Origin of the sequence: Pseudoalteromonas sp. (assembly GCF_036960685.1) — a bacterium.
Lineage (GTDB): Bacteria > Pseudomonadota > Gammaproteobacteria > Enterobacterales > Alteromonadaceae > Pseudoalteromonas.
The window spans coordinates 59,754-80,246 of record NZ_JBALXK010000004.1 but is presented as its reverse complement, the minus strand read 5'-3'; the positions used below and the strand labels follow the sequence as shown (position 1 = coordinate 80,246).

The window sequence follows — 20,493 nt, the reverse complement described above, 5'->3', positions numbered from 1 at the left end:
AACTGGTTGAATGTTGTAGTTGATTTAGGTATTGTAAACAAAATGTTTCAAGGACGAGATGCAATGATTCAACCAACTTCTGTATTTATTAAAACTGTTTTAAAAATGCCTGTGCGCTCGCAGTGCTATCCCTACTTAATTAAAATTTTAGATGCTTTTTTTAGCAAAGTGAAGATGGACGATAGTCTACCTCACTGTAACAATCGCAATGAGTTTGACCTTTTTTTAATTGATAGCAATGGCTGTAATTGGCAAAACTTAATTCCAGCAGATTTATTGGCATTGGCTAAAGTGAAACCGGTTATTGTGTTTAATGCGCAGTCAGATGCTATTTGTGAAAAAAACCTGTTACTTAATAATTTTAAAGGTGTTTTTTATAATAATGATTTACCCGAAGATGTATTCACAGGATTAATGCGAATAATTAATGATGAGCTTTGGTTTAGTCGCAAGATAATATCAGCGACATTTAATGAAGTGCTGGCCATGGTAAGTCGTTTTGAGCCGCAATCTAATCACGATGCAGATAGTGAACCTGAAGCATTATCAAATCTAACTAAACGTGAAAAATCAGTGATCTATTTACTCGCACAAGGGGCGAATAATCATAGTATCGCCGAGCGTTTGAATATTAGTGACCACACAGTAAAAACCCATCTTTATAGCGCGTTTAAAAAAACTAATTCACGCAATCGCATCGAATTATCTAATTGGGCACAGCGCTATATGGCGATTAGGTTGCCATTACAGAACTAACTGAACAACGTAAAGCAAAAATATGAATGTAGTTGAAATCGGTATATTTGCTGTTTAATATACTGTTTTTAACTTAACGGGTTATAGCTATTTTAATGATTGAGTAGCTATAAAAATCTAGAAAGCTCAAGGATGAATTATGACGCAATGTATTTTCTGCGATATTGTTTCGGGTAAAGAACCTTGCCATAAAGTGTGGGAAGACGATGAACATTTGGCTTTTTTAACTATCTACCCAAATACCAAAGGGGCGACGGTGGTTATTCCTAAACAGCACCTTTCAAGCTATGCCTTTGCGCAATCTGATCACGTACTTGAAAAACTGATAGTAGCGACTAAAAAAGTGGCCCTTATTTTAGACTCTGCACTGGATGGTGTGGGGCGAACTGGGATGTTTTTAGAAGGGTACGAAATTGATCATCTGCATAGCAAACTATCGCCAATGCATGGTACCGGTAGTGGATCTGATTTTCACCATATAGAGCCGACATTCGGGCCATTTATAGAAAAGTACCAAGGGTATTTATCATCCCACGATTGTGAAAGAGCAGATGACAGTGAGCTTGCCGCGATAGCTCAGTTACTTCGAGCGCATGCGTAACGCTTTAACGGTTAGGTTATTTTGAAACGGACATAAGGGTCACTATGTTAGAAGCTGCAGCACTTTTATTGCTATTTTGCGGAATTGTTCACTCATACTTGGGTGAGAAGTATATTTTGATCCGCTTATTTAAACGCGACAATTTACCAAAATTATTAGGCAGTGATTGGTTTACAAAGCGGGTGTTGCGATTTGCTTGGCACTTAACCACCATTGCGTGGTGGGGCTTTGCGGCGATCATCTGCTGTATATTGCACCCAAGCGGCAATTACAGCATTGATATTCTACATATTATTGCTGTGGTGTTTATTTTAAGTGGCATTATGTCGCTGGCGTTTACTCGAGGTAAGCACTTGTCGTGGTTATTCTTTTTCTGTATTGCAGGATTATGCATTGCCGTTGGCAATAACTACTAGCAGGGGGGATTTACCAAGTTAGTTATTGGGCTGAGCCTTTAGGTTATTTAATAGCACTAAGCTTAGGCCAATAATTGGCAAGTTTGTTGTTACTGGATTAAATGCTTCAATTAAAAGCTGCGGTTGTAGCGCCACAACAAAGAGTAATAAGCCAATCAATGCCATGATATTTAAAACAATGATTACTTTTGATTGGTAATATACAAATAACAGCATGGCAAATATAACCTCACCCACACCCGCCGATTTAGTGATTAGGTAAGACATTGATTCTGAAAAACCAATGCTTGCCGTCATCAGTTTTTCATGTGGGGCAATATGAACTAACTTTGGAAATATGCCGTGATATAACCAGCTAAAACTAATGATATATCGGGCAATTTGGACTGATGGCATATACTTTCCTTTGTAAAGGCAGTTGATGTGAGCCAAGAGTATACAGCCTTAGCAACAGATTTAATCTTTAATCTGAACTCCCTGATTAAGGGGAGAATTAGAAAGCTCAGGTTATTGCTAAGGCTGTCGTTGGGGGATCAACTACGCTTGGTTGCCCATATGCCTTTGTCGATGCCTTTGATAACCAAGTCACTGAGGGCTTTTTCAATTGCTTGGGTGACGCAAATACTCATCGGTTCGTTATCACTAAAACCTGCTTCGGCTTCTGCTAGGCGTTTGTAACTTACATAACGGAAAAATCCTGCGCGCATTTCTTGGCTAAGCACTTTTTTACTAGTGGCAACCGAGAGCAATACTTGTCCTGTACGTACATCCACCGCGCGTAAGTAAATTGATATGGCATCTTCTCGGTACAGTTCTGATGCGCCAATACCAAAATATTCCATCCCAAAACCCCCGGTTTTTACATTGGTGTCGTAGCTAATAATACCGCCTTCTAAAATTATTTTGGCGGTGGTTAAGGGTGGTAGTTCTATCGCATTGGGTTGCTCTGCTTGCGCGGCACGAATAATTTTTCTCTCAGTCAGGATATTTTGTAAGCCTTCACGTTCCACGGGTATAAACCAGTCTGATTCATGCAGCGCTTGCATTAAAATTGAGTTAGCGCCTTGAGTGACTGCGGTTGAAAAAGAGCTGACATTACCTTGTGGTTTATATTGCCCAGTTTGATCGCGAAAGGAGTAAACTGAAACCGCAATACTGCCTGCTGGGGTAGGCAATTTTTGTAATGCTTGGAAAGTTTGCGTTGGCTCCAAACTGGTTGCTTGTTGTTGTGATGGTGGGATCAAATTACCCATGCTACTGCATGCGGATAAAGTAAGGCTGAGTACTGCAATGAATAGCGATTTCATTTAGCTAAACCTCGGCACTTCAATCACCACAACACTGTTGTCGGTGGTGTTGGTGATTCGCACAGTTATTGAATCTACGGTACTGGTGATCACTTGAATTTCATAATCGCCGCTTAAAAAAATTGAGTCTTGGTTAAAAATACTTTCGTCTATATCTTCACCAAAGGCAATATCGGTGATCTCTCTTACCATACGATTTAAGTAAGTTCGCTCCAGTGAGTCTTGAAATTTCTCCGCGTAGCTTTGCTCAATGATTGGCGCTTTATGTTTGTTCTGTGCTTGTGCTTTGTTGAGCAACATACTGGCATTGAGCGGGCTACCACCAAAACTCGGGTTAATAGGCGTATACACAAGCTCTGTGGCAGAGATTGATAAGGGAAATAACAGGGCTATTATTGTTGTGATATTTTTTATTGAGTAGGGGGTCATTTTACCATCCATTTTTTGCCATATCAGGCGACGCTTTATGTAAATTAGAGCGCGCCATTGCATCCATTACACTGTATAAAGCGTGTTCCACACGCTCATCTATTGGCTCTAAACGACGGCCTAAATAGGTGATATATACAATTTGATTATTCATTACTAAGGTCAGTTGCGTGCCCGCACGAGGAAGTACTGTTTCTTTTATTTCGATATTAAAACCAGCAGTTGAAGGTAGGTCGCGCCAAAGATTTGAAAATTCAAAATAAAATTGGTGACCAAAACGGCTAATGCTGCGATCAAGCACTAGGCCATCTATCTCTAATTCCTCAGCACCTTGAGATAAGGCTGTGAATGTGGTTAAAAACAGTAAGCTTAGGGCTGTAATAAAGGTTTTCACTAACATCTGTTTCAATATGGGGGGGGGCATGCCCCCCCAATATTCCTATTCTTGGGTCACAGTAGCTGTGTTGTAATCACCTACTTGGGTGATGATCACAGAGCTATTAGAATTGGTAATGTAGCCTTCGACCAAGTTACCGTTACCTACTTGTGATACTTCAAAGTTGATATTGTCACCACCAACAACAAATGCACCGCCGTCAATGCCAGCAACCATATTCATATCGCCTTGTTGGGCAATATCAATTGAGTGGTTGCTACCTTCCATGACTAAATCTATCGCATTTAGGTCGCCACTTTGTACAAAATCGACCGTGTTATTATTGCTGTCGATTACACTTGCAAAGGTGATAACTGCTTCGTTAGTGCTACCCAGTTGATTGATATTAATATCATTATCGTTTGATGTAAGTGATGTGTCAGGGTATGAAGATTGGATCAATGCGGTGTTCATATCACCAGCTTGCGCTAAATCAACATCATTGCCGTCACCATTAAAGTTAGCAATATGGGCGCTGTTTTCGTTACCAATTTGTGTGCTTGAAAACTCATTATCAGCACCCAGTGTACCTAGGTAAGTTTCGTTCATTGCACCATTTTGCATTACCGTTAGTTCGTTGTTATCACCGAGTACATCAACACCAACTTGATTATTATCTTGTTGCTGATCAACAGAAACCTGGTTGTCATTCCCGGCAAATAACTCTGAAGTGAACGTATTGCTGTTGCCTTCTTGATCGATTGCTAGGTCGTTATCGTTACCTTCAACAGCCGCGAATGATGCTGTATTTGAGTCACCCGCTTGCTCAACCTCTAAGCTGCTATCATCGCCACGCATAGATAAAGCGGTAACAGCATTGAAATTACCATCTTGATCGATCACAACTTCATTAGCATTACCAACGAGTTCATTGAGTGTAAAAGCGTTAAACAAGCCGTTTTGAGTCACTTCAATGGTGTTTTCGTCACCGCTGATGAGCGACAGCGTCGCTTCATTTAAAAGGCCCGCTTGTGATGCGCTAATTTGGTTACCACTGCCTTGCAAATCAAAGTTATAGAACCAATGGCCGCCATCTTGTTGGGTTACTTCAATATCGTTGCTGTCACCTTGAACTACGTTAATCGCTTCGTTATTAATACCAAAAAATCCAGTACCGTATTGCGCAACTGTTACGGTGTTATCGTTGCCCGTAATATCAGATAATGCGCCATTAACCTCACCATCTTGAGTGTGACTTAATGTGTTGTTATCGCCAGTGGTGTAGGTTAACGACAAGTTTTGAAGTTGTTTTTGATCAACGCTAATGCTGTTGTTATCGCCTAAACTTGTTACGTTTGCTTCAAGGCCATCACCTTGCTGCGTGACCATTACATCGTTACCAATACCTTGCAATGAGGTTTGTTCAATGGTGAGTACATTACCCACCGCAGTACTAGAGACTTGGCTTGCTAATACGGAGCTTGATTGATTTTTATCATCAATATTTGCGTGTGCAACAAAGCTTGAACTTAATGCAATTGCGATTGCACATGTTAATAATGATTTCTTTAACTTCATGATTTTTCCTTAACTTATAATTATTAAAGCGACTATTTCAGTGCTATTGAGCACCCAAACTAGCTGCGTTGTTGTATTTCAGCATGCCTTGCTGATTAAGTTTTGTGATATCAAGAGCAAAAAAGCTCACTCTTGCAAAAGAGAGTGAAGAGTGATGTTGATAACAGTAGCGCTGTGGTGGCAGTTGACTGCTCGCACTCGTTAGTACCGTTATCAACGAATGATCACTGTATGGTGAATTGAAAAAGACTTAAATCATCTCTTTTTAGGGTTTTTTATTTTCTTTATTTTCAGTTGGTTATGGTTTTTATTGAGTGTACTTACCGATTTTAGATAAAAAGTGGTAATAAATGATGGGATCAAGTAAACGCAGTATTTACTACTTTAACTCATAAAAATGAATGTGTTGTTAACAACTAAAGCTGTAAAAATAGTGTTAATGACTGATTTTTTAGTGATCATGCGAATTTTTCTTGTGTGTTATGGCTTTTCTGTTCATTTATAAAGCTTGCCATGTGATATTTCAAAAGTAGTGAAGTTAGCAAATCTTAGTTGCATTTATGCGACAGGTTGATATTTCTAACTATGGATACAAAATATGAAAACTAAATTATCTATTTTAAGTTTGGCACTTTTGCCATGTTTAGCTGCAGCGCAAGTGACGACCATGACCGCAGAGCCAACCGTGCGCGCTGCTGAAAATTCGTTACTCGTAATGTATAAAAAAGGCACTTCGCAGGCCATGCGCAGTCAAGCTCGTAGTTTAGTAAAAGCGAAAGTGAGTGATTTAAATAAAGATGGGATTGACGACAACTATGCGTCGATTCTATCGGGCCGCTTAGCTAAATTTGAAGTTGCAGGAATGAGCACTAAGCAGGCGATTAAATTACTGCAAACTCATGCTGCGATAGAGTACGTTGAGCCTGATTATCGCGTGAGTATTGCCAATGCGCCTAACGATCCTGATTTTTCAAAGCTGTGGGGATTACATAATGAAGGCCAATCTAGTGGCACAGCAGATGCGGATATCGATGCGCTAGAGGCTTGGTCAATCACCACAGGCAGTAAAGATGTTGTTATTGGGGTTATTGATACCGGTGTTGATCACAGCCATAGCGACTTAATGGCTAATATGTGGATAAACCCGAATGAAATAGCGGGCGATGGCATCGATAATGACGGCAATGGTTATATAGATGATGTGCATGGTATTAATGCCATCACTAATGTCGGCGATCCAATGGATGATCAAGGTCATGGTACCCATGTATCAGGAACTATTGGCGCCACAGGCAATAATAATAACGGTATCGTGGGTGTTAACCATGAAGCGGCGATCGTTGGTTGTAAATTCTTAGATGCGTCAGGCTCAGGCTCTACATCCGATGCAATTAAATGTATTGATTACATGGTGAGCTTAAAAAATGATGGTGTGAATGTTCGCGTACTGAATAATAGTTGGGGCGGTGGTGGCTTTAGCCAAGCACTTGCTGATGCGATCACAGCCAGTGAGCAAGCGGACATTTTATTTGTTGCTGCTGCAGGTAATGACGCCGTTGATAATGATCAAAACCCACATTATCCATCAAATTATGAGCATGAAAGCGTGTTGTCAGTGGCCAGTACTGATCGTAACGATAATATGTCTGATTTTTCTCAGTGGGGTTTAACCAGTGTTGATCTTGGCGCACCAGGCAGCGCTATCTATTCAACTGTACCAGGTAATGGTTATGCTACTTATTCTGGCACATCAATGGCCACGCCGCATGTTGCGGGTGTTGCGGCTTTGGTATTGTCACTAAATCCTGATTTATCAACAAGTGAGCTTAAACAGTTGCTAATGAGCAGTGGTGATGACAACACCCAGTTACAAGGTAAAACAGTATCAGGTAAACGCCTTAATGCAAATAGAGCGCTTGAAGAAGCCGATCCAACACCAAGCTTTAAATTATCTGTAACACCAACTACTCAGCAGATCACTGCCGGTGAAACGGCAACCTATACATTCGAAATTGGCTCGATTGCAGATTGGAGTGGCGTTGTTGATCTAGAGTTAGTGAGTGATTTGGCGCAGGCGAGTTTATCTGCAACAACCGCAATGCCGGGCGATACCGTAACATTAACGGTACCCACGTTAGAATCTACCCAATGGGGAAGCTATAACTTTACTGTAAATGGCAGTTCAGGTGAGCTTGCTAAGCAAAAGTCAGTACGTTTATTGGTTGACCCTGTGGGCTTAAATGATTTCACTTACACAAATGAAACCCCAGTTGATATTCCCGATAACGATGTGGCTGGTATCAGTTCAGTGATCACAGTAAATGATCCGCTGACTGTTTTTGCGACTCAAGCAGATATTAATATTTCACATAGTTATATTGGTGATTTAATTGTTACGTTAACTTCACCAACAGGCACAACGTCAACCTTGCATAGTCAATCAGGCGGGAGTGCTGATGATTTAGTACAAAGTTATGCACTGGCTGATTTTAATGGCGAAGTGGCAACGGGTGATTGGACATTATATGTCGAAGATACCTTTGCAGCTGACACGGGTACTTTAAACAATTGGTCATTGACCTTTAGTGCTATTGGCGAAGTTAGCCCGCAACCACCAGAGGCCGGTTTTGAGTTTGACACACAAGGCCTTGCAGTAAGCTTTACAGACACTAGCCGTGATGCAAATAACGATATCACGCAGTGGAGCTGGGACTTTGGTGATGGTGCTACGTCAACAGATGCAAGCCCAGCCCATACTTATGCGCAGGCAGGCAATTATGAAGTAATCCTGACGGTCACTGATAGCGAAGGCAATACAGATACATCAATGCAAACAGTGGTTGTGAGTGATGTTGAAATTGAGTTGAGCTTGGTACGTGCGAACAAAACACGCCTTAATACTATGCGCGTAGAGTTAAGTTGGCCACAAGTTGGCGAGCAAACACTAAGTGTATATAGAAATGGCGAGTTGGTTGGTACAACCGCAGATAATGGCCGTTACCGTGACTTTGCTCGTAATGCCACGTTACCTGCATATGACTACCAACTATGTGTCACAGAAAATGTATGTTCGAACATTGTGACTGTGTCGTTTAACTAATTTTTAATACTGCAGACAAAGCCCAGTTAAGCTGGGCTTTTTTATAGTAATTTTTACTGATAAGGATGTGTTTTATGCCAATGCTTTGCAATGTCGATACGCTTTGCAAACCATACATCTTCAAACGAACGAGCATATTCAAAAAACTTTGCCAAGGCTTTGATCCTTCCTGGTCGGCCGATTAAACGACAATGTAATCCAATAGACATCATCTTTGGCGTGTTTTCACCTTGTGGGTCGCCTTCTTCATAGAGTGTATCGAATGCATCTTTTAAATAATTAAAAAATTGGTCTCCAGCATTAAAACCTTGCACTGCAGCAAAGCGCATATCGTTTACGTCAAGCGTGTAGGGCACGATAAGTTGTGGTTTACCCTCTTTTATACTGTAAAAGGGCAGATCATCGCTGTAGTCGTCAGCATCATATAAAAAACTCCCGTTTTCGACCACTAGCGCTGCGGTATTGGGGCTCGTTCTGCCAGTATACCAGCCTTGTGGTTTTTTGCCTGTGAGCTTTTTAATAATGTCGATGGCTTGCTGCATATGCTCGCGTTCAAGCTGTTTATCAATATGTTGGTAGTTGATCCAGCGAAGACCATGGCAGGCTACCTCAAACCCTGCGGCTACAAAGGCTCTTGCTACCTCAGGGTGACGTTCAAGCGCCATGGCAACCGCGAATACAGTCACGGGTATATCGTACTTTTTGAATAACCTCAGCAGTCGCCATACACCAGCTCGCGAGCCATACTCATATATAGACTCCATACTTATGTGGCGATCTTCAACATGAGGGGCGCTGACGATTTCAGATAAAAATGTTTCGGCGGCAGGATCGCCGTGCAATACGCAATTCTCGCCACCTTCTTCATAATTAAGCACAACCTGCACAGCAATACGGGCTTTATTAGGCCATTTAGCATGAGGTACATCTGGGCCGTAGCCAACTAAATCACGAGGATACTCGCTTTTAATGTGCTGAGTCATGTTCCTGCTCCTCCTTTAATTGCATTAACCATTTACCTAATGTTTCTCGCTCTGCATCCCTCATTTTAGTCATGTTAGCAAGTGGCATATCTTTTGTGATAACTGCGCGGGTATGAATCAAAGTATGAGCTTGCTTAACTTGGTCAAGTGAGTCGAGCTTAAAGCCAAGTGGCGCTGTTTGAAAAAGTGTTGAAGTGGGGGATTCACTGTGACAACCAGTGCAATGTTTACTAATAATATCCCACGCTTGCAGATCACTTATCTTTGCCGTACCCGTTGTAGTTCCTGTACTCGTAGGCCAAGGTGCAATAGCGAGCATAAGTGTAAAAAATGCGACAATACCACTAATTAATACTGATGGTTTGTTGATGCCTTGATGCTTTAAATTAAAAAAGTGCCGTATCCACATACCAATAATAAATAGTGCTATTAAAATTAGCCAACCAAAATCATGGCTATAGGTATAAGGAAAGTGATTACTTAGCATGATAAACACCACAGGCAGTGTGGCGTAGTTATTGTGAATAGAGCAGAGTTTTGCTTTGAGTCCTGGTGCTGAATCAGGAATTCGCCCTGCTTCGACTTCACGAACCATGTAACGTTGACCGGGCATTATAATGTGATAAACATTACCCACCATGCAAGTACCAATAAGTGCGCCAACATGAATGTACACAGCACGATCGCTAAATAGCTGATCTACTGCGAAGGTCCACGCAGCAAGAAGCGCAATAATAACCAAAATAAAAGCAGTGCTATGTTTTACCAGTTGGCTTTTACATAATAAACGGTATATGGCATAACCCAAGCCAATAAAACCAAGTGATGCCCCAATTGCTGCAAATTTACCAAGTTCCGTTTTGCTATTATCAATCAGGTAAACATCGGCACCTACATAATAAAGTAAGCTAAACAGCAATACACCGGTGATCCATGTCGTATATGCTTCCCACTTAAACCAATGCAGAGTATGTGGCATTTGCTCTGGACCGTTTTGATATTTCGCGACCTCGTAAAATCCACCTCCGTGAACAGCCCACAAATCGCCTTTTATACCTTTGTCTAACTTCCATTGCGGCGGGGTTTGTAAATTGTTATCAAGCCAAGCAAAATAAAATGAGGCACCGATCCATGCGATGCCCGCAATGACATGAAAAAAGCGGAATACTAAATGAGCTAGCTCAAAAAAATAATTTTCCATAGATTTAAGCCTCTGCTAATGCGGGTTCTTTGGTTGATAAAAACGGCTGTTTCGCGTCTCGTTTATAAACGCTTTTACCCATAATGTAGGTTTGTTCAATACAGCGATCGTCACCTAGCATCATCATGGCAAACAGCTTTTCATGAAGGGTTTTTGCATGGCTAATTCTAAACTTTAAAAATGAGGTTGCTGTAAAGTCCATTACGATAAAATCAGCTTCACAGCCGATAGCAAAATTGCCGATTGTGCCTTCCAAATCAAGCGCGCGTGCTCCTCCAAGAGTTGCTAAATAAAGACCCTTAAATGCAGAGAATTTTTGGCCTTGCAGCTGTTGAATTTTATAGGCTTCATTGCCCGTTTGTAACATTGAAAAACTAGTACCTGCACCCACATCGGTGCCCATGCCGACATTGATGCCGTGATCTTCGCAGGCCTTTAAATTCAAAAGCCCTGAACCTAAAAATAGGTTTGAGGTAGGACAGTGAGAAATAGCCGCATTATTATCTGCTAAGCAACTTAGCTCACGTTCAGATAAGTGAATACCATGAGCAAATACAGAGCGCTTACGAACCATTTCGGCCTGTTCATAAACATTTAAGTAGTCAGTTGCTTCTGGAAATAAACTTTTTACCCAGTTACATTCATCTTTGTTTTCAGATAGGTGAGTATGCAAATACGTGTCAGGGTATTCTTTAAGTAGTTGAGTGCACTTTTGCAATTGCTCTGGGGTTGATGTTGGTGCAAAACGTGGTGTGACTGCATAGCTTAATCTATCTGTGTTATGCCACTTCTGGATTAATGCCTTTGATTGCTCGTAGCTGGTTTGTGCGCAATCGGATAAGTCATCTGGGCAGTTTCTGTCCATCATGACTTTACCAGCGATCATACGTAAATTACGCTTTTGTGATTCACTAAAAAAAGCATTAACTGATTGCGGGTGAACTGTTCCAAATACTAGGGCGGTGGTGGTGCCGTTGCGTAATAACTCATCTAAAAATTGATTAGAAACCTGTGTTGCATAGGCTTCATTAGCAAACTTTTTTTCGGTCGGAAAAGCATATTCCGTAAGCCAAGTTAGTAGCTGTTCACCATAAGCCCCAACCATTTCTGTTTGTGGTAAGTGAATATGGGTGTCTATCATACCCGGCATGACGAGTTTGCCATCGTGGCGAATAATCTTTGCTGTTTTATCGAGGCTTGGCAGTATGTCTTGTTCAAAGCCAAGTTTAATTACCTTACCATGTTGTATTACTAAGGCGCCTTTTGCAAAGAACCGATGTGCATCTTCACCCGCTTTAGCAGGATCGTCAATAAAGTCTAGTATGTCGGCGCAGATCACGGTTAAGCTTTTGTTTGTGTTGCTCATCATTAGCTACCTCTATATGTTGAGTAGCCAAATGGGCTAAGTAATAATGGAATATGGTGGTGCTTAGAATCTTGTAATCTAAAGCTAATTTGCGCTTGCGGATAAAAAGCCGGTGTTGGCTGATCTTTATAATAACTATCTAAATCAAAAACGAGCTTGTAAGTACCAAATTCAACATGGTGTTTGAGCCAATCAGTAATACGGCCATCAGTATCGGTTTGACCTTGCGTTAATAAAACCCATTCGTTATTCGCATGTTTAAATAGCTTTACGTCAACGTTAGCTGCGGGTTTTCCTGTGCTGGTATCTAAAATATGGGTGGTAATAGGGCTTTTATTCACAGTAGTGCCTCCAATCTTATTTTTGTTATTTTGGCTTGCTCGTCAGCCGCGATGTGTAGTTCAGTCATGCGAGTGTTGTTTATCCGTTGCTCTATAAGCGAAAGCATTTGCTCGGCAGTTTTACCGCTCGCACAGACAATAAAAATAAAACCAAACTTAGTTAGGTATTGTTTATTTAGGGCAATCATTGTTTGCAAAGTCTGTTCATTTGCTTGGCTCATGCCTGCTTGTTCATGGCTTGCTTTTTGTGCTGTTGCTGCGTACTTTTTTCCCAGTGTTGATAAATCACCTATTTGAGGATGACCTTCAAATGCAGCTAGGTAGTCAGGCTCACTTAGGTTTTCCCAGACGTTTTGTGCACATTCAAACATTTGCTGCTTATTCTTAAATGGCAGTGCTTTTAGCATGCCAGCAACCCAATTTGGGGCGGCGCAGCAGTGCGTTAATGCTTGTTTAGCTTGTGTCTCGGTTAAGGTATTTAGTTTTATGCTATTCACGCGTCGATATCCTCTTGCGATGCATTAATAAGGGCATTCTTCAATGTGCGCCATTGCAGTCCTTGGCGCTTAGGTATAGGTTTATGCGTTGTTTGGTACAGACCAATAAGTTGCCCACTAATCGAAATAGCGACTTCCATCGGCAGCTTGCCAGTGACATTTTCAAGCCCTACAGGGCAGGTCATTAGACTGATTTGAGCCGGTGTAAAATCTCGATGTGATAAACGTTGTTTAAAGCGTTGTGCTTTAGTATCTGAACCAATAACCCCTAGCCAGTTAGCGTCGTTGCGTTTTAAAATGGCTTGAGTGAGGGCAAAATCGAGCTGGTGGTTATGAGTAAGAATTAAGTAATTATTAGCTACTGGCGCATGTTTAACTTGTGAGGTGGGTTCTTCATCGACAACTTTAATGACATTGTTTGGAATAAACTCAGGGAAAACGTCTGCGCGGCTGTCGATCCAACGGATCCGTATAGGTAATTGGGCCAGCACGGTTATTAAGGCTTGTGCTACATGGCCTGCACCAAAGATATCAAGGGTAAAACGCTCGCATTGCATGCATTCTAATATAACGGTTGCTGCGCCACCGCAACATTGACCTAAGTTTGCGCCTAAATTAAATTGTTCAATGACTTGAGCAGCTTCATTTTTTGCTAGTAGTTCTCGGGCTTTTTCGATAACAGCATACTCTAAATGCCCTCCGCCTAATGTGTCGTAAATATGCTCACCGCTAATCACCATTTTTGAGCCAGTACCGCGTGGAGTAGAGCCGTTTGTACCAAGCACAGTTGCAATGACATAATTAGTGCCGCTTTGTTCATGTTCGCTAATCGCTTGAGCCCAGTTTTGGGTATGAAAGCCATGAAAGGATTCATTTAAATTAGCCATGTTGATGCTCCTTAACCCAGCGTTGTGTTTGTTCTACCGCGTTCAGTACACGTTCTGGTGTTGCTGGCGTATCAAGGACTGGGGCGTATTTATGTTCTGCAATGCTGCCAATCGCGTTTCGTATTGCGCTCCAAACACTAAAGCTCAACATAAAAGGAGGTTCGCCCACTGCTTTTGACCTAAAAACAGTGGTCTCAGGGTTGGCTGAGTTATATAGTTTTACGTTAAACTCTGCAGGGGTATCGCCAATAGCTGGAATTTTGTAGTTGGCAGGTCCAAAACTTGCCAATTGCCCTTTATCATTCCATTGTAAATCTTCGGTTGTGAGCCACCCCATCCCCTGAATAAAAGCGCCTTCAATTTGACCTACATCGAGCGCAGGGTTAATTGAGCTTCCTACATCATGCAAAATATCGACCCGGGTAACAGTATTCTCACCAGTAAGCGTGTCTACTTCTACTTCGCTCATCGCAACTCCGTGGGCATAGTAGAAAAATGGTCGGCCTTCACCTTTAGATCTATCGTAATGAATTTTAGGTGTGGCGTAATAACCGGTTGACGACAGTGATATACGGTTCATATAAGCTAAATTAGCAAGCTCATTAAAGCTGATTTCACCTTGACTAAAAGTAATTAAATTATTTTTAAATACAACGCTCTCACTAGGGGAATTAAAATGAGAACTGATAAAGCCAATCAACCGCTCTTTAATCGTGTTTACGGCATCAAGTGCGGCCATACCATTTAAGTCGGTGCCACTCGATGCCGCAGTAGGGGAGGTGTTAGGGACCTTATCGGTTCTGGTGGCACTTATACTTACGGCATCAAAATCAACACCAAATCCATGGGCCACTATTTGGGCTATTTTTGTGTTTAAGCCTTGGCCCATCTCGGTGCCACCATGATTTAAATGAATAGACCCATCACTGTAAACATGAACCAGTGCCCCAGCTTGGTTTAAGTGTTGTACTGTAAACGAAATACCATATTTAACAGGGGTCATCGCGAGGCCTTTTTTAATAATGGGCGATGCGGCATTAAATGCTTTTATTGTTTCCTTGCGTGCCCAGTATTGTGCTGTTTGTTCAAGCTCTGCGATCATATCTTTTAAAATATGCTGCTCTACTTTTTGATGATAAGGAGTCGTATCACGGTCTTTTGCGTATAAATTTAGCTTTCTGATCTCAAGTGGATCTTTACCTAATTTAGCTGCTATATCATCCATAATGAGCTCAGCCATGATCATACCTTGTGGGCCACCAAATCCTCTAAAAGCGGTGTGACTTACGGTGTTTACTTTACAGCGATTCCCGGTAATGGTGGCTGCGGGGTAGTAGTAAGCGTTATCGGTATGAAACATCGCGCGATCGACAATTGCATCTGATAAATCGGGCGAATAACCGCAGAAACCGTTTACCGTTATATCAGCGCCAGAAATTAAGCCCTGCTCATCAAAACCGACATGGTAATGATTATAAAATGGGTGACGTTTACCGGTTAATTTAAAGTCATCACTACGTGCCAAACGCATCTTAACTGCACAGCCTAAGTGATAAACAGCAAGTGCGGCTAGGCAAGCCCAAGGTGCACCTTGGGTTTCTTTACCACCAAATGCTCCACCCATACGGCGGGTTTCTACATTTACAAAGTTAAATGGCTTTTTTAAAATTTTAGCAACTAAGTGCTGAACTTCAGTAGGGTGCTGGGTTGAGCATTGCACATGGATGCCACCATCATTGTCTGGCTGAGCAAGGGCAATTTGACCTTCTAAATAAAAATGTTCTTGACCTCCAATGTGTATTTCGCCTTTAAGCTGATTAACCGAATTGTGAATCGCTTGCTCACTGTTTCCACGCTTTAGTGAGTGCGGTGGTCTAACCCAATGTTGTTTGTTAATCGCTTCTTTTATATCGAGTATTGGCGTGCTTTGTTCGCATTCGATAACGACCAAACGAGCAGCACGTCGAGCAATTTCGTAACTATCGGCCACTACAATCATGACCGGTTGACCATGATATTGAATTTCATTACTGCTAAGCAGTACATCACCCGGAAATACCGGGCCAATGTCTAATTTACCCGGTACGTCTTCTGCGGATAAAATGCGTTTAACTCCTTCAACTTGCAGTGCTTTACTGGTATCGATTGATTTAATAAAACCACTGGTAATTGGGGCGAGTACTGGATAAGCATGCAAACAACCGTAGGGCTCAGGATTGTCGTCGGCGTAGTTCGCATTTCCACATACTTGTTTAATGGCGCTTTCATGGTATTTAGATTGACCTACGCTGCCGCCTTGCGCTTTAAGTTTATCCATTTCAAAGTGACGCATGGGAGATCCTCGTAATAGCAATGTTACTGCTGTTGATTGATGATGCTGGTTGGCAAAACTCAATGCCGATTCGTTGCATTAAGTTCTTGCTCACCGTAAGACGATAATTAGCGCTACTACGTACATCACTCATAGGTGAGAAATCATCACTGATAGCCCTTGCTGCATCTATGAAATAACTCACTTGCAGTGGCTGAGATAGGAGTTGTTGTTCCACATGGTTTGCGCGTTTTGGAATTGCGGCCATTCCGCCCATAGCGCATCGCGCTGATGTGATAATGTTTTGCTCATGCTCGAGTGCAACCACTAAGCAAACTGTAGAAATATCATCTTCAAATCGTTTAGAAATTTTATGACAAGCAAGTTTTAATGATTTAGGACGTTTTGGGATTGTCACCTTAGTGATCACTTCATCATTTCTTATCAGCGTTTTTTTGTAATCAACAAAATAGTCTGCCACGTCAATGGTGCGAGAGCCTGTGCTACTGAGTAACTCGATCGTTGCATTAAGTGCGATTAGAAGTGGTGCAGGGTCGCCAATTGGTGAGGCGTTACCAATGCTGCCACCTAAGGTGCCACTATTTCTTACTTGGCTTGAACCTAATCGTTCAAACAACTCTTTCGACTCAGGATAATAACTGTAAAAGAGGTGAGTAAATTGGCTATAGGGTAGGGCTGCACCAATTTGTAGCTCACCATGATTATCAGTTAATTGGCTAAGTTCTTTCACTTGGCAAAGTGAGATGATGATGTCGGGCAATAGCATGTTTTGACTCAGCTCTATAGCAAAGTCAGTACCACCTGCAACAAGGTGAGCATGTGAATAAAGTGCCTTTAACTCAACAAGCTGTTGTACTGTTTGTGGTAAGTAAAACTTTCGAGGGCCACTTTTTAAAAAAGGAATGTCATCTAAGTTTGCAAAGAGCTTGGCTTTAAAGTTTGCAGCCATAGCTGAGTACGGTTCATCGCTGCGCTCGTAGCTATAGGCTTTTTCGGCTGCAAGTAATATAGGACTGTAGCCTGTGCAGCGACAAAGGTTACCTCCAAGGGCATGAATAACCGCTTTTTTGCCTGGGTATGTTTGGTGATTAATATACAGAGCGAGCATACTCATTATTATGCCAGGCGTACAAAAACCACATTGTGAACCGTGGCATTCAACTAATGCTCGTTGCACTGGGTGGAGCTCAGTAAGTGTTGGGTAAAGCCCTGTCGTGACCGCTTCTACAGTAACGATATGTTTTGCATTAGCATTCCCTAAAAGCAGTAAACAACTATTCATTGTTTTGTAATGCCAACGTAGTTGTCCATTTGCATCTATATGTTCTTCACCGACTAAAATTGTGCACGCGCCACAGTCACCTGTTGCGCATCCTTCTTTGGTGCCTATTTTCCCTTTTTTGGTGCGAAGCCAGTCCAACATGGTGAGACTTGGCGAACATTCTTGCACTGCAATTGGCGTGTCATTTAATAAAAACTGAATCACACATATCCCCTTAACTTTTATAAGGCCCTGATTTTTAAAGGCTTGGCGTTTACTTTCTGTTGTTGTTATTACGCACATTAGTAAAAAATATTTTCATCTTGGTAAGTTAATTGCAGATACCATGCCATTATTGACCATTTGGTCAGCTTGTTTTTTCAAGCGACTAATAAACTAATAAGTACGAAAAGGTGAAAATAATGAATAAAAAATACCGCCTTACTATGCAGGGGATGACCAAGCGTTATCCCGGCTGTATCGCTAACGATGGCGTAACAATAAAAATAAAACATGGCGAGGTGCATGCATTGCTTGGCGAAAACGGTGCAGGTAAAAGTACATTAATGAAAATGCTCTATGGTGTAGTTAAACCTGACCAAGGGGACATGTTTTTTAATGGCAGAGTTATGAATATCAAACAACCTGCCGATGCTCGCGATTTAGGTATTGGCATGGTGTTTCAGCATTTCTCTTTATTTGAAACCTTAACGGTTGCACAAAATATCGAATTGTCGCTGGGAAAGTTAGCTGGGCGCGGCAGTGCCTTAGCCAGTCGAATTAGCAAAACATCGGCGCGTTACGGTATGCCACTTGACCCACATAGATTGGTATCAACACTGGCAACAGGTGAGCGTCAAAGAGTAGAAATAGTAAGGTGTTTATTACTTGATATACAGTTGCTGATACTAGATGAACCCACATCAGTACTGACCCCACAAGAGGTCGAGGCACTATTTAAAACGTTAAAAAAACTTAAAAAAGAAGGTTGCTCAGTACTTTTTATTAGCCATAAATTACATGAGGTCATTGAGCTTTGCGATAGCGCAACTATTTTGCGAGCAGGAAAAGTAAGCGGACACTGCATTCCTAAAAATGAAACTAGTGAATCAATCGCACGGTTAATGGTTGGCGATGATACACCTATTAGCAATCAAACTCGTCGCGCTAGTGGCATAAGTGACTTTCTAACCGTTGATAGTTTAACCACTAAAGCGCAGGCATTATTTGATACAGCTCTTGAGAATATTAATTTTACCGTTCAACAAGGTGAAATAGTAGGGATTGCAGGGGTTGCTGGTAATGGTCAAGAAGAATTACTTAAAGCACTCTCAGGCGAGCATCAACAAGCTAATAGCAGTGCAATAAAATTTAAAACTACTGCAGTTGATTCATTATGCCCCTTGCAACGTCGTCGCCTTGGAATGGCATGTGTGCCTGAAGATCGGCTCGGACGTGGCGCCGTTCCTGATATGGATTTGGCGCAAAATACCCTGCTTACTAGTTTTGACAGCGGGTTAGTTAAAAATGGTTTTTTAGTGAAGCAGAAAATCAGCGAGCTTGCTGAAAAAATCATAAAAAAATACAAAGTTAAAACACCTAGTAGCGCAACTAATGCGGCCAGCCTATCGGGTGGTAATTTACAAAAGTTTATTATTGGCCGCGAAGTAGAGCAAAACCCTAAGTTGTTAGTCATGTCACACCCAACATGGGGAGTAGACATAGGAGCTCAAGTTGCAATTCATGAAGCTATTTTAAAACTGCGTGATGAAGGATGTGCGGTATTAGTCATTTCTGAAGATTTAGATGAGCTTTATAAAATTTGCGACCGGATTGGTGCCATTTGTGACGGTAAACTTTCCCCTATTTTAAATACAGATAGAGTACCGCTAGTGCAATTGGGCCAATGGATGGCAGGTGATTTTATTGATCAGCACCAAGCACAAGGAGCGATAGCATGATTAAGTTAGAGCCACGAGTTGAACGCTCTAATATGTGGAGTTATCTCTCAGTAGTATTGGCTATTTTCCTCACTTTAATTACCGGTTATGCACTTTTTGCGTTACTGGGCCACGAGCCATTAACGGCTTTACACACTCTACTGATTGCGCCGATTGCTGATTGGTATGGGGTAACAGAGTTACTTGTTATGACCATTCCAATTTTATTATGTGCGTATGGGTTAGCCCTTTGTTATAGAGCAGCCGTTTGGAATATAGGTGCCGAAGGACAATTACTTATTGGCGGGGTATGCGCCAGTGCAGTGGCTGTGCAGTTTGCCGATTCAGCCAGTGTGATGGCTATGCCGCTTACCTTACTCGCAGGGATCACAGGTGGTATGGCGTGGGCGGGACTTGCCGCGTTTATGAAGCTGCGTTTAAACACCAACGAAATATTAGTCACCATTATGCTCAATTATATTGCAGTAAATATATTGCTTTGGGCTGTCCACGGGCCTTTAAAAGACCCCGACGGGTTCAATTTTCCTGAAAGCGCTTTGTTTGGCGATAGTACTTTGCTTCCTGTGCTATTTGATGGAACTCGTTTGCACTTGGGTTTAGCGTTCGCACTTTTAGCATTATGTGCCACTTGGGCCTTTATTAGTAAAACCTTTGTTGGCTTTCAAATCCAAGTACTGGGCCTTGATGCATCGGCGGCAAAAATGGCGGGTTATAAACGCAGTTTTTTAATCGCTGGAGTATTCATTATTAGTGGAGCTTTAGCTGGTCTTGCAGGGGCGGGTGAAGTCGCCGGGCCAATAGGACAGTTAGTGCCACAAATATCCCCAGGTTATGGCTACGCTGCCATTATTGTGGCCTTTTTGGGGCGGTTACATCCAGTAGGAATTACCTTTGCTGGGTTATTAATGGGGCTTATCTATATGGGTGGCGAGCTTGCACAAATAACGATGGGCTTACCCAATGCCATGACCGGTATTTTGCAGGGCCTTATGCTGTTTTACTTACTCTCATGCGATGTACTTATTGGCTATCGCTGCAAATTATCGCTGCCATTTAAACAACAAAAAACACAGCAAATTCATGCCGTAAAGGAGTCTTAAA

The 20,493-nt window shown here is 41.8% G+C and carries 19 protein-coding genes; 6 read left to right on the top strand and 13 right to left on the bottom strand.

Annotation, left to right across the window (positions count from 1 at the left end):
• Positions 1-63: 63 nt before the first annotated feature.
• The 3 genes from V7783_RS05385 (at position 64) to V7783_RS05375 (ending at position 1,773) form a co-directional block, all read left to right on the top strand.
• The gene (locus tag V7783_RS05385) at positions 64-756 is read left to right on the top strand and encodes a response regulator transcription factor (RefSeq protein WP_335677837.1); all 693 of its coding nucleotides are present in this window, start codon (positions 64-66) and stop codon (positions 754-756) included.
• Between the two features lie 139 nt (positions 757-895).
• On the top strand, positions 896-1,357 hold the full coding sequence (locus V7783_RS05380; RefSeq protein WP_335677836.1) for an HIT family protein: 462 nt from the start codon (positions 896-898) through the stop codon (positions 1,355-1,357).
• Positions 1,358-1,401: 44 nt separating this feature from the next.
• Entirely contained in the window at positions 1,402-1,773 is a 372-nt protein-coding gene (locus V7783_RS05375; protein ID WP_064664572.1) for a hypothetical protein, read from the top strand.
• 18 nt (positions 1,774-1,791) lie between these two features.
• Here V7783_RS05375 and V7783_RS05370 read toward each other — a convergent pair whose 3' ends face one another.
• The 5 genes from V7783_RS05370 to V7783_RS05350 all read right to left on the bottom strand — a co-directional run bounded on the left by V7783_RS05370 (position 1,792) and on the right by V7783_RS05350 (position 5,463).
• A complete protein-coding gene (locus tag V7783_RS05370; RefSeq protein WP_335677835.1) occupies positions 1,792-2,169 on the bottom strand; it encodes a DoxX-like family protein in 378 nt (125 codons plus the stop codon).
• 137 nt (positions 2,170-2,306) lie between these two features.
• The gene (locus tag V7783_RS05365; protein WP_192540370.1) at positions 2,307-3,080 is read right to left on the bottom strand and encodes a CsgG/HfaB family protein; all 774 of its coding nucleotides are present in this window, start codon (positions 3,078-3,080) and stop codon (positions 2,307-2,309) included.
• On the bottom strand, positions 3,081-3,521 hold the full coding sequence (locus V7783_RS05360) for a curli assembly protein CsgF (protein ID WP_016707079.1): 441 nt from the start codon (positions 3,519-3,521) through the stop codon (positions 3,081-3,083).
• Positions 3,511-3,909, bottom strand: coding sequence for a curli production assembly/transport protein CsgE (locus V7783_RS05355; protein ID WP_016707078.1), 399 nt, complete (start codon positions 3,907-3,909; stop codon positions 3,511-3,513). Before V7783_RS05355 ends, V7783_RS05360 begins: the two co-directional genes overlap by 11 nt.
• A gap of 39 nt (positions 3,910-3,948) precedes the next feature.
• Positions 3,949-5,463 carry a curlin gene (locus V7783_RS05350; RefSeq protein ID WP_335677834.1) on the bottom strand — a complete coding sequence of 505 codons (1,515 nt, stop codon included), beginning with the start codon at positions 5,461-5,463 and terminating at the stop codon, positions 3,949-3,951.
• A 598-nt stretch (positions 5,464-6,061) separates the two neighbouring features.
• On the opposite strand from V7783_RS05350, the gene V7783_RS05345 reads away from it, so the two are divergent.
• Complete coding sequence (locus tag V7783_RS05345) at positions 6,062-8,563, top strand: S8 family serine peptidase (RefSeq protein ID WP_335677833.1); 2,502 nt, start codon at positions 6,062-6,064, stop codon at positions 8,561-8,563.
• A 53-nt stretch (positions 8,564-8,616) separates the two neighbouring features.
• Here the strand turns inward: V7783_RS05345 and puuE are convergent, their stop codons facing one another.
• From puuE to xdhA, 8 genes are read right to left on the bottom strand one after another with little or no spacing between them, the layout of a single operon-like run.
• Complete coding sequence (puuE, locus tag V7783_RS05340; RefSeq protein ID WP_335677832.1) at positions 8,617-9,546, bottom strand: allantoinase PuuE; 930 nt, start codon at positions 9,544-9,546, stop codon at positions 8,617-8,619.
• A complete protein-coding gene (locus tag V7783_RS05335) occupies positions 9,530-10,747 on the bottom strand; it encodes a urate hydroxylase PuuD (RefSeq protein WP_335677831.1) in 1,218 nt (405 codons plus the stop codon). Before V7783_RS05335 ends, puuE begins: the two co-directional genes overlap by 17 nt.
• A 4-nt stretch (positions 10,748-10,751) precedes the next feature.
• On the bottom strand, positions 10,752-12,116 hold the full coding sequence (gene guaD, locus V7783_RS05330) for a guanine deaminase (RefSeq protein WP_335677830.1): 1,365 nt from the start codon (positions 12,114-12,116) through the stop codon (positions 10,752-10,754).
• Positions 12,116-12,454, bottom strand: coding sequence for a hydroxyisourate hydrolase (gene uraH / locus V7783_RS05325; RefSeq protein ID WP_335677829.1), 339 nt, complete (start codon positions 12,452-12,454; stop codon positions 12,116-12,118). The genes guaD and uraH overlap by 1 nt, the downstream gene beginning before the upstream one ends.
• Positions 12,451-12,951 (bottom strand): 2-oxo-4-hydroxy-4-carboxy-5-ureidoimidazoline decarboxylase, encoded by a 501-nt coding sequence (gene uraD / locus V7783_RS05320; protein WP_335677828.1) that lies wholly within the window; start codon positions 12,949-12,951, stop codon positions 12,451-12,453. The genes uraH and uraD overlap by 4 nt, the downstream gene beginning before the upstream one ends.
• Positions 12,948-13,838, bottom strand: coding sequence for a xanthine dehydrogenase accessory protein XdhC (xdhC, locus tag V7783_RS05315; RefSeq protein WP_335677827.1), 891 nt, complete (start codon positions 13,836-13,838; stop codon positions 12,948-12,950). Before xdhC ends, uraD begins: the two co-directional genes overlap by 4 nt.
• Complete coding sequence (gene xdhB, locus V7783_RS05310) at positions 13,831-16,170, bottom strand: xanthine dehydrogenase molybdopterin binding subunit (RefSeq protein WP_335677826.1); 2,340 nt, start codon at positions 16,168-16,170, stop codon at positions 13,831-13,833. Before xdhB ends, xdhC begins: the two co-directional genes overlap by 8 nt.
• The gene (xdhA, locus tag V7783_RS05305) at positions 16,157-17,656 is read right to left on the bottom strand and encodes a xanthine dehydrogenase small subunit (RefSeq protein WP_335677825.1); all 1,500 of its coding nucleotides are present in this window, start codon (positions 17,654-17,656) and stop codon (positions 16,157-16,159) included. Before xdhA ends, xdhB begins: the two co-directional genes overlap by 14 nt.
• A 197-nt stretch (positions 17,657-17,853) precedes the next feature.
• On the opposite strand from xdhA, the gene V7783_RS05300 reads away from it, so the two are divergent.
• Positions 17,854-19,392 carry an ABC transporter ATP-binding protein gene (locus tag V7783_RS05300; protein WP_335677824.1) on the top strand — a complete coding sequence of 513 codons (1,539 nt, stop codon included), beginning with the start codon at positions 17,854-17,856 and terminating at the stop codon, positions 19,390-19,392.
• Positions 19,389-20,492: an ABC transporter permease gene (locus V7783_RS05295; RefSeq protein WP_335677823.1), complete on the top strand. Its 1,104-nt coding sequence runs from the start codon at positions 19,389-19,391 to the stop codon at positions 20,490-20,492. The genes V7783_RS05300 and V7783_RS05295 overlap by 4 nt, the downstream gene beginning before the upstream one ends.
• The last annotated feature ends 1 nt before the right edge of the window (position 20,493 follow it).